The sequence below is a fragment of the Halobacillus sp. BBL2006 genome (genome assembly GCF_000786645.1).
In the GTDB taxonomy this organism is placed as follows: Bacteria; Bacillota; Bacilli; order Bacillales; family Halobacillaceae; genus Halobacillus.
In genome coordinates this window covers 1-9,893 of the sequence record NZ_JRNX01000381.1, presented here as the reverse complement: position 1 = coordinate 9,893, position 9,893 = coordinate 1, and the positions used below count along the sequence as shown (strand labels likewise).

General features: G+C 43.5%; 6 protein-coding genes. 1 reads left to right on the top strand and 5 read right to left on the bottom strand.

All coding sequences use genetic code 11. The features are described from left to right. Window positions 1–580: NAD(P)-binding protein (locus LD39_RS11850; protein ID WP_035546693.1), on the bottom strand; the 580-nt coding region annotated here is incomplete at its 3' end. A gap of 19 nt (window positions 581–599) precedes the next feature. Beyond that, window positions 600–5,180: a glutamate synthase large subunit gene (gltB, locus tag LD39_RS11845; protein WP_035546690.1), complete on the bottom strand. Its 4,581-nt coding sequence runs from the start codon at window positions 5,178–5,180 to the stop codon at window positions 600–602. A gap of 373 nt (window positions 5,181–5,553) precedes the next feature. Here gltB and LD39_RS11840 point away from each other — a divergent pair, with 373 nt between their 5' ends. Further along, on the top strand, window positions 5,554–6,609 hold the full coding sequence (locus tag LD39_RS11840) for a P1 family peptidase (protein ID WP_035546688.1): 1,056 nt from the start codon (window positions 5,554–5,556) through the stop codon (window positions 6,607–6,609). A gap of 279 nt (window positions 6,610–6,888) precedes the next feature. Here LD39_RS11840 and LD39_RS11835 read toward each other — a convergent pair whose 3' ends face one another. The 3 genes from LD39_RS11835 to LD39_RS11825 form a co-directional block, all read right to left on the bottom strand. After that, entirely contained in the window at window positions 6,889–7,725 is an 837-nt protein-coding gene (locus LD39_RS11835) for a YihY/virulence factor BrkB family protein (protein WP_035546685.1), read from the bottom strand. Window positions 7,726–7,816: 91 nt separating this feature from the next. Continuing rightward, window positions 7,817–9,103: an RNA polymerase factor sigma-54 gene (rpoN, locus tag LD39_RS11830; RefSeq protein WP_035546677.1), complete on the bottom strand. Its 1,287-nt coding sequence runs from the start codon at window positions 9,101–9,103 to the stop codon at window positions 7,817–7,819. 212 nt (window positions 9,104–9,315) lie between these two features. Beyond that, on the bottom strand, window positions 9,316–9,690 hold the full coding sequence (locus LD39_RS11825) for a PH domain-containing protein (protein ID WP_035546674.1): 375 nt from the start codon (window positions 9,688–9,690) through the stop codon (window positions 9,316–9,318). Between the last annotated feature and the right edge of the window lie 203 nt (window positions 9,691–9,893).

Genomic DNA, 9,893 nt, shown 5'->3' with positions numbered 1-9,893 from the left:
CGTAAGTGAGCAACCCGCCGATGCGGTCGTTACGCTCATAGACAGTCACCCAGTGGCCTGCTTTGTTCAACTGCGCAGCTGCAGCCAGACCGGCGGGGCCTGAGCCAACCACAGCGACACTCTTGCCTGTACGTTTTTCAGGAGGTTCAGGTACAACCCATCCTTCATCAAAACCTTTTTCTATAATAGAACGTTCGACTGTCCGAATAGCTACAGGAGGTTCATTAATACCGAGTACACAAGCACCTTCACATGGCGCGGGACACGCAAAACCTGTAAATTCCGGGAAGTTGTTCATCTCATGTTCTTTCTTCAGGGCTTCTTTCCACTGTCCTCGATAAACAAGGTCGTTCCACTCTGGAATCAAGTGATAAACCGGACACCCTGTTGTCACCCCATTCAGTTCCATACCAGAATGACATGTAGGGACGCCGCAATCCATGCAGCGAGCCCCTTGTTTTTGCACCTCTTCGTCTGAGAGGGGAATCGTGTAATCATCCCAGTCCTTCGTTCGTGTTGCAGGATCACGTTCACGCAGCGTTTGGCGTTCGTACTCCATAAATCCAGTAGACTTCCCCATTAGATATCCCCCTTCTTCGTTATTTTACTGTCTCAACCGGTTTGTTTCTTTCTTCAAAAGCCGTCATCTCAGCATCAAATTTCTCCATGCCACTCTCTTTCAGACGCTTGATGCGATCTTGCATAGCCAAGTAATCCCTAGGAATGACACGTACAAATTTAGGAACGAACTCATTCCAGTTGTTAAGGATGCGTTGACCTAAGGCACTATTTGTATATTGGACATGCTTCTCAATCATTTCATAAACGTCTTGGATCTCCTGTGAATCACTTAATTTTTGCAGGTGCACAAGCTCTTTATTGCACTTCGTCTCAAACGACTGCTCTGTTTCATCAAGCACGTAAGCGACTCCTCCAGACATACCTGCAGCGAAGTTACGTCCAGTACCGCCAAGCACGACGACTTTTCCGCCCGTCATGTATTCACAGCCGTGATCACCCACTCCTTCAACGACTACATTGGCACCACTGTTTCTTACACAGAAACGTTCACCAGCGAGCCCGTTGATGTAAGCTTCTCCCCCTGAGGCACCATAAAAGGACACATTCCCAATGATGGTATTCTCTTCTGGGACAAAAGTGGATTTCGGTGAAGGATGGACAATAATCTTACCACCCGATAAACCTTTCCCCACATAGTCATTGGAGTCTCCAACAAGTCTCAATGTTACACCTTTTGGAATAAACGCACCGAAACTTTGACCAGCTGACCCTTTAAAGGTCAGACGAATCGTGTCCTCCGGCAAACCAGCTTCTCCATAACGGCGAGAAATTTCACTTCCAAGCATTGTTCCTGTAACACGGTGGATATTACGGATGGAACCTGTCCCTTCCACCGGCTCTCCTGTTTCAATAGCCTGCTTACACAGCGGAATAATCTCTTCGACGTCGAGCGTCTTCTCAAGACCATGATCTTGTTTTCTCGTCGCATAACGGCCATAGTCAGCAGGTACATCCGGCTGATAAAGCAGTGCAGACAAATCTACACCCTTAGCTTTCCAATGATCTACCGCTTGATTGGCCTCCAGGACATCGGTACGGCCGATCATTTCATTAATTGTACGGAATCCAAGCTCTGCCATCAGCTCTCTAGCTTCCTGAGCGATGAAGCGCATAAAGTTTTCCAGGTGATCAGCTTCGCCAGTGAATTTCTTCCTAAGTTCTGGGTCTTGTGTCGCAACACCCACTGGACATGTATTCAAATGGCAAACACGCATCATAATACACCCTAGAACGACTAGTGGTGCTGTTGAGAATCCATACTCTTCAGCTCCCAGCAATGAGGCAACAACAATGTCGCGGCCAGTCATCATTTTTCCATCCGTTTCGACGACAATACGGTCACGTAAACGGTCAAGGACGAGGGTCTGGTGCGTTTCAGCAAGTCCGATTTCCCACGGAAGACCCGTATGCTTCAGACTTGTCCTTGGAGCTGCACCTGTCCCTCCGTCGTATCCACTAATCAAGACAAGATCCGCTCGACCTTTCGCAACACCTGCAGCGATCGTCCCTACACCGACAGCTGAAACGAGCTTGACGCTGACCCTTGCTTTTGGATTCGCATTTTTCAGGTTGAAAATCAGCTCTGCCAAGTCTTCAATCGAATAAATGTCATGGTGTGGAGGTGGAGAAATCAATTCAACTCCAGGTGTGGAACCACGAACTTCAGCGATCCAAGGATAGACTTTCTTGCCAGGAAGGTGTCCACCTTCTCCAGGTTTCGCGCCCTGAGCCACCTTGATTTGGATTTCATCCGCATTGACAAGGTAATGACTTGAAACGCCGAATCGTCCTGAGGCTACCTGTTTGATCGCACTGCGCTTGGAGTCTCCATTCTCTTCAGGAGTGAAACGTCTCGCGTCTTCTCCTCCTTCACCAGAGTTACTTCTTCCGCCGATTCGGTTCATAGCAATCGCTAATGCTTCATGCGCTTCTTGACTGATTGAACCATAAGACATCGCCCCGGTCTTGAATCTGCGGCAAATATCCTCGACAGATTCCACTTCCTCTAATGGAATAGATGGTCGCTCCTTAAAGGAAAGCAGTCCTCTTAATGACTGTAAATTTTGTTTTTCATCTGTCAGCATTTTGGAATACTGTTTGAAAAGCTCATAATCATTGCTTCGGCATGCGTGCTGCAAAGTAGCGATCGTTTGCGGGTTGTACTGATGATCTTCCCCGTTTTTACGATATTGGAAGTCATCGCCTGCCTCAAGAGTCCGGTTTCCACCGCGCGACTCCCCATAAGCAACTTCATGGCGCATAAGCACTTCTTTTTCAATAATATCGAGACCAATGCCTCCTAAGCGTGATGCTGTACGAGTAAAGTACTGGTCGATGACATCTTTATGAATACCGACTGCTTCAAATATTTGAGCGCCACGGTAACTTTGAATGGTTGAAATCCCCATTTTTGATAATACTTTTATGATGCCGTCAGTAGCAGCTTTCACATAAATGCCGACAGCTTCCTCATGAGATTCCACTTCCATTTCACCACGTTCGATCAATTCACGAAGCGTTTCATAAGCAAGATATGGATTAATGCCTTCTGCACCGTATCCGAGCAGCGTAGCGAAGTGATGAACTTCTCTCGCTTCCCCTGTTTCGATCAGCAAGCTTACTTTTGTCCGTGTCCCTTTACGAATTAAATGGTGATGCAATCCTGACACAGCTAAAAGGGCCGGAATTGCCGCTTGTTCGCTACTAATGCCTCTATCAGATAGAACGAGCAAAGTCGTTCCTTCTTCAATGGCTTGATCCGCTTCTTCAAACAATCGATCCAAGGCTTCTTTCATCTTGCCTTCTTTAGCATCAAACAAAATGGACAGTGTTTTTGTTTCAAAACCTGTTAATGACTGTTGACGCAGCTGCTCCAGCTGACGGTTCGTCAAGACAGGCGTCTTCAAACGAATTTGTCTACAGCTCTCTGGCTTCGGATCGACTAAATTCCCTTCTGCCCCGATCGTCGTTTCCACCATCGTGATCAAAGATTCACGTATTGCATCGATCGGTGGATTGGTAACCTGGGCGAAAAGCTGTTTGAAATAACTATAGAGAAGTTGTGGTTTTTTCGATAATACAGCGAGTGGTGAATCGTATCCCATTGAGCCTACAGGGTCTTTTTTACCTGTAACCATAGGCATCAGAATTTTATTCAATTCTTCCGTTGTGTAACCGAATGCCAGCTGCTGTTCAAGAAAAGGCTCGACCGGACGGTGCTCTTCCGTTGGTTCTGGAAGATCTTCAAGATCGAATTTATGTTCTTCAATCCACTCTTTATACGGATGCTCTCTAGCAATTTGCAGCTTGATTTCTTCGTCTGGAATGATTTTTCCTTCCTCTAAATCAACAAGAAGCATCTTGCCAGGATGGAGACGATCTTTGTATAGAATATCGTCAGCAAAAATATCCAAGGCCCCTACTTCAGACCCCAGAACAATCATTCCATCTTTTGTAACGTAGTAACGAGCAGGTCTCAGCCCATTACGGTCCAAGCATGCTCCAATTTGTTTTCCGTTGGTATAAGCAAGAGCGGCAGGGCCATCCCATGGCTCCATCAAACAACTGTGATATTCATAGAAATTCTTTTTATCTTCTTGAATCGTTTCATCATTGGACCACGGCTCTGGAACCATCATCATTGCGGTATGAGCCAGGGATCGGCCTGATAAATACAAAAATTCAAAAGCATTATCGAACATAGAGGAGTCACTGCCTTCAGAGTCAATGATCGGCAGAATCTTTTGCAGATCCTCATCACTGAAATACTCAGATGAACAAAGCTCTTGTCTGGCTCTCATCCAGTTGACGTTTCCTCGTAATGTATTGAATTCTCCATTATGAATCGTATAGCGGTTCGGGTGAGATCTCTTCCAGCTCGGGAAGGTGTTCGTACTAAAACGGGAATGCACTAAAGCGAGGGCCGTTTTAAAGTCGGGATGGTTTAAATCGATATAAAAAGAATCTAATTGCTCAGGAATCAGCATTCCCTTATATACAATCGTATTGGTCGATAAACTGCTGATGTAGAAGTCATCGAATCCATCCTTACTCGAAATCTCAATTTCTGCACGCTTCCGAATAATGTATAAACGTCTTTCAAACTCCATTTGAGATTTGATATCATCAGCAGGAGCTACGAAAGCCTGACGAATGAAAGGCTTCGTTTTCTTAGCATCGTCACCTACGAAAGAGTCATTGATCGGGACCGTTCTCCATCCAAGAAACTTTTGTCCTTCTTCTTGAACGACCCTTTCGAAATTTCTCTTACACTCCATGCGTGTATCATGGTCTTCTGGCAGAAACAACATTCCGATTCCGTATTCGCCGGCCTCGGGAAGTTGTATATCTTCTTTTTCACATTGCTTTTCAAAAAAGTAATGCGGAATTTGAGTCAGAATTCCAGCGCCGTCACCTGTACTGACATCGGCAGACTGGCCACCACGGTGTTCTAGGTTACAAAGAATAGTAATAGCGTTCTCTACGATGCTGTGAGACTTTGTGCCATCTATATTGGCGATCATTCCTATTCCACAAGCTTCATGCTCATTCTCCGGATGATATAAACCTTGCGGCACAGGATATCCGTGTTTTTGCATATTCATTCCCCCTAGCAGTCTTGTTCCTTCATGTCAAAATCAGAAATTAAAAAATTCAGTTTTTTCAGTTTCTTACTAGTATAGCATGAAAAAACTCAGTATTCACGCCCTCATGACGCCATCCGAGCGATTTTTCACTAAATTAAAACAATAGAAGACACGCTTCAACTCTTGTAACTCAATTATGTAAGCGCAAACATAAAATTAATGGATTTTTATAAAATTTTTCTTTTCAAATGGCTTTCAAAGCTTTAAAGATGGAAGTATATAGAAAAAATGCATATAAACTAATAACTATGCATGAACATACAAATAGGCAAGAAGGATATCGAAACCATTCTCCAGAATTATGAAAGATATGGAGGGAGTACATATGAAACGTATAAGAGATTATGGAGTGGAGATCGGTCGATTAAAAACCGGTGAAAGGAATAAAATTACAGATGTAGAAGGTGTAACTGTTGGCCACCGAACTTTAAGAGACCAAAATTGTCAAACAGGAGTTACAGCAATCCTTCCCCATCAAGGAAATGTATTTAAAGAAAAATTGGTGGCTTCCAGTCATGTTATCAACGGGTTTGGTAAAACAATGGGGACCATCCAGATGCAAGAGCTTGGCACACTTGAAACCCCTATTGTATTAACCAACACGCTGAGCATCGGAACTGCTGCGGACACACTTATTCAATATATGTTAGAGGACAATCCTGAAATCGGCAGAAGCACCGGAACTGTAAACCCGATTGTTGGAGAGTGTAATGACATGTTTTTAAATGACATACGTGCCCAATACGTACAAAAACACCATGTTCAATCGGCGCTTAGGCAAACGGGGAAAGATTTCGATGAAGGATGTGTAGGGGCGGGGACGGGGATGCTCTGTTACTCCTTACAAGGTGGAATCGGATCAGCTTCCCGTCTTATTGAATTAGAGCATGGAACCTATACGATGGGAGTCCTTGTTCTAACCAACTTTGGATCACTTAGTGACTTGAGAGTGGACGGGAAGCCGGTAGGAAGGGAACTGGCTGATCACATCACCGCTTCCAATGAAGAGCGTGATAAGGGTTCTGTGATGGTGATCGCAGCCACAGATTTACCAGTGACCGAACGGCAGCTGAATCGGATCATCAAGCGTTCCGTGACTGGGTTATCGCGAACAGGTTCGGTCATCACCACGGGAAGCGGCGAAGTGGTCATCGGCTTCTCAACGGCAACGAAAATACCTCACGAAAAGACCGGAGAGCTTTTATCGGCAACTTTCATTCATGAAGAAGAAATCGATGAAGCCTTTCGTGCTATCGGTGAAGCCACAGAGGAGGCGGTACTCAACTCCCTGATTGCGGCTACTCCGGTGATCGGTAGGGATGGAAACGTGCGCCCGACACTCACTGAACTTTTAGAAAAACATTCCGTTGCACTCACGTGACGAGAGCGAAACTGTCTTGCAGGGATTAGTGCAGGATGTGGAAGAATCGGTTTCGAGATGTCTAAAGAAATTAAGGGCTTCGGGGAAAGCGACCGGTTTCCAGGCCCCCTATTCGTCACCTTAAAAGTCTCGAAACTGAGTCTTCCGGAATAGGGAGTTTTAGTTGAATAGATGAATAACCTTTTTCAATAACGCGGTTACTATCTGATATAAGACTATGACTAAAAGCCATACAAAAAAGAAAGACCGATTCTTGAATAAAGAATCGGTCTTTCTTTTTTACGCCACTTTCCGCTTATCACCTTCATGTTTTCTGTGGTAAATGACGTTGATTTCAGCGCCTACCATGAGAATAATACCGGTAAGGAAGAACCAAAGCATAAGGATGATAATTCCACCGAGACTTCCATATGTCGCTGAGTAATTCCCAAAATTACTGACATAAAATGAGAAAGCAAGTGAGATGAGCTGCCACAACACCGCTGTAATGATCGCTCCTGGAATAATATGTTTGAAAGGAATGTTCTTATTTGGTGCGTAATGATAAAGAGCCATTAATATAGCACCGATAACAAGAACACTGATCACCCACCTGAGCACTTGGAAGAGAATAATCGTCTGGTCAGGCAGATTGACTGCATTGTTGATAAAATTAATGATCACATCGCCGAAGACTGGAAGAAGCAAAGCAACAACGATCGCCAGGATCATGCCAAGCGTCAAAACGATAGACATCAGCCTTACCCTTATGAAAGACCTTGTCTCTTCAACGTTATAGGCCTGATTAGCCGACTGAATGAACGCATTCACCCCATTTGAAGCAGACCAAAGCGTACCAAGAATACCGATTGTCAATAATCCTCCTTTTGGCTGCTCCACGATACTAATGATATTTTCACGGAAAACTTCTGCTGTATTACTTGGAAGAACCCGTCCCAGGGCTTGTACAGCTGCTTCCGCTTCAATATTCAAATAGGGAAGGATAGATAATAACAAAATCAACATCGGTACAATGGCTAATAAGTAATAATACGCTTGAGCAGCGCCTAAAATCGGAATATTATCTTTCTGAAACTCCTCTACTAATTCTTTTACATAGGTAATTAGCTTCTTCACGAATCAACCGCCTCCTCATATTACGTTCTGTATTGGTCTATCCCCTTTTTTGGAAATCGTTAATCTACAGAACGCATATGAATGTTTTGGTCTATTCTTTTCGTTTAGAAGAAGAAGGAATGCTCAGGCTTTCCCGATATTTAGCCACTGTTCTCCTGGAGATCTCCACGCCACGACCTTTTTTCAATAAGTCAGATAGCTTTTGATCAGAAAGAGGTCTGCTTTTATCTTCCTGATCAATGAAGTCTTTAATAAAACTCTTCACTTGATTGGAAGAGATCATCGATTCACTTTGAGAGATTCCCGTAGTGAAAAAGAACCTCAGTTCATAGGTTCCCTGTGGAGTTTGCATCACTTTATTTGATACGGCTCTACTTACTGTCGATTCATGGACGCCAATCTTCTCAGCTACTTGCTTATAAGTGAGAGGTTTTAACGCACCTCCTTGCAAGAAAGAAGTTTGTTCATACACAATCACTTTTGCTACTTTCAGGATTGTCTGACGCCTTTGCTCAATACTCCGGATAAGCCAATCAGCTTTCTTATAACATTCATTGATAAATGTCTCGGCTTGGGAATCCTTTGATAAATTTGGATAAGAAGCGTCGATATTTATAGAAGAAAGCAGCGAATTTGGATCCGTCAGTAAGTAGCGTGCCCCATCTTTTTTTACGATGAGATCTGGAACCATGTATTTTACCGGTTGTTTCATAGATTCGATATAAGGATGAGGCTGTAGGTTTTTGAGAATTGCAAACGCTACTTTTATATCACCTTGTGAAACACCTAAGCTTTTTGACAACTGGTTCCACTTGCGGTTTGCTAACTCATCCAAGTGATGAGCAGCCAACTGAACGAGTAAACTTTCATCGGGATGCTTCTGTTTGATCTGGAATAGTAAATAATCTCTCGTATTAGAACAACCCAATCCTTTAGATTCATAGTTTTTAAGACATTCGAGAGTTTTCTTTACAAAACTCTGAGAAACCTCCATTTCAGCAGCAATTTCATTTTCTTCCATAGGTAAGAACCCATGTTCATTTAAGTTAAGGATTAAATAACGCATGACTCTCTGTTCTTCTTGACGATCGAGCTGCCATTTGATTTGATCAAAAAGTTCCTCTCTCCAGCCTTTCTCATGGCTTGGGTAAAATTCAACCAGGTTATTCATGGCGTCCCCTGCCTGATTGCGGCCACGAGAACTGTAAGTATCAGAAAACCCTCTTTCCTCCACAGCCAGCAGCGGATTATTCAGCATCTCTTCCTGCACATAGTCCCATACATCCATCGCAGAATACTGGAGTAATGAAATTGCTTGACGAACCTCAGTTGTCATGAATAACCCTGTCGTCTGCTTTTGAGTCAATTCAAGCTTCATCTCATGCCCTCCTACTTGATAACGCTTTCATTAATTTTTTCACTATTCTTAAAATCTATATATTATATTGGAGGATTTTTAGATTTATTTCAAGATAAAAAAGACACAATAGCTTCCTATCAGCTGTTGTGCCTTTTTCAATCCAAGTATATTAGATTGATAAACTATATCCTTGCTTTTTACCCTTTTTCATTCCAAGCTGTACAATTTAATTACAATACATATCTTGCTAGCGTTCTTTGAACTTCCTCGATTGGGCTTTCCTTCTTGAAGAGCTTTCCTATCGGTTCATTCGTCCCGGATAACCATATTTTCAATTCAGAATCCAAATCAAAGCTCCCAGCTGTCTCTACGCTGAAATGAGTGACACTTTTATAAGGAATCGAGTGATACTCTACTTTCTTTCCTGTCATTCCTTGCTTGTCAACGAGCAAAAGGCGTTTGTCAGTGAATATGAAGGAGTCACGCAGGACTTTATAACCACTTTGAATTTCTTCTCCTTCTATAAGCACTTCACCTAGCTGTTTTTCTAGTTTTTCAATATCCACTTTGCTTGCATTTCCCATGATTCCATCTAAAAACCCCATGATCATCCCTCCTTTGTTTATTTCATTGCTAAATATGATTGATCTTTCTTATTCCATTAAAGCTCCCTATTCCGGAAGACTCAATTTCGAGGCATTCGTATGAGTTTGGGGCTGCGGGAAAAGGTTCGCTTTCCGTGGGGCGGGCGCTGAGCCTCCTCGAGCTTCGCTCTGCGGGGTCTCACCTGTCCCGCAAATCCCACAGG

Coding starts and splice junctions, on each gene's coding strand:
- LD39_RS11825 (WP_035546674.1), bottom strand. CDS start 9,690: ATGGGGTTTTTAGATGGAATCATGGGAAATGCAAGCAAAGTGGATATT.
- gltB (WP_035546690.1), bottom strand. CDS start 5,180: ATGCAAAAACACGGATATCCTGTGCCGCAAGGTTTATATCATCCGGAG.
- LD39_RS11840 (WP_035546688.1), top strand. CDS start 5,554: ATGAAACGTATAAGAGATTATGGAGTGGAGATCGGTCGATTAAAAACC.
- rpoN (WP_035546677.1), bottom strand. CDS start 9,103: ATGAAGCTTGAATTGACTCAAAAGCAGACGACAGGGTTATTCATGACA.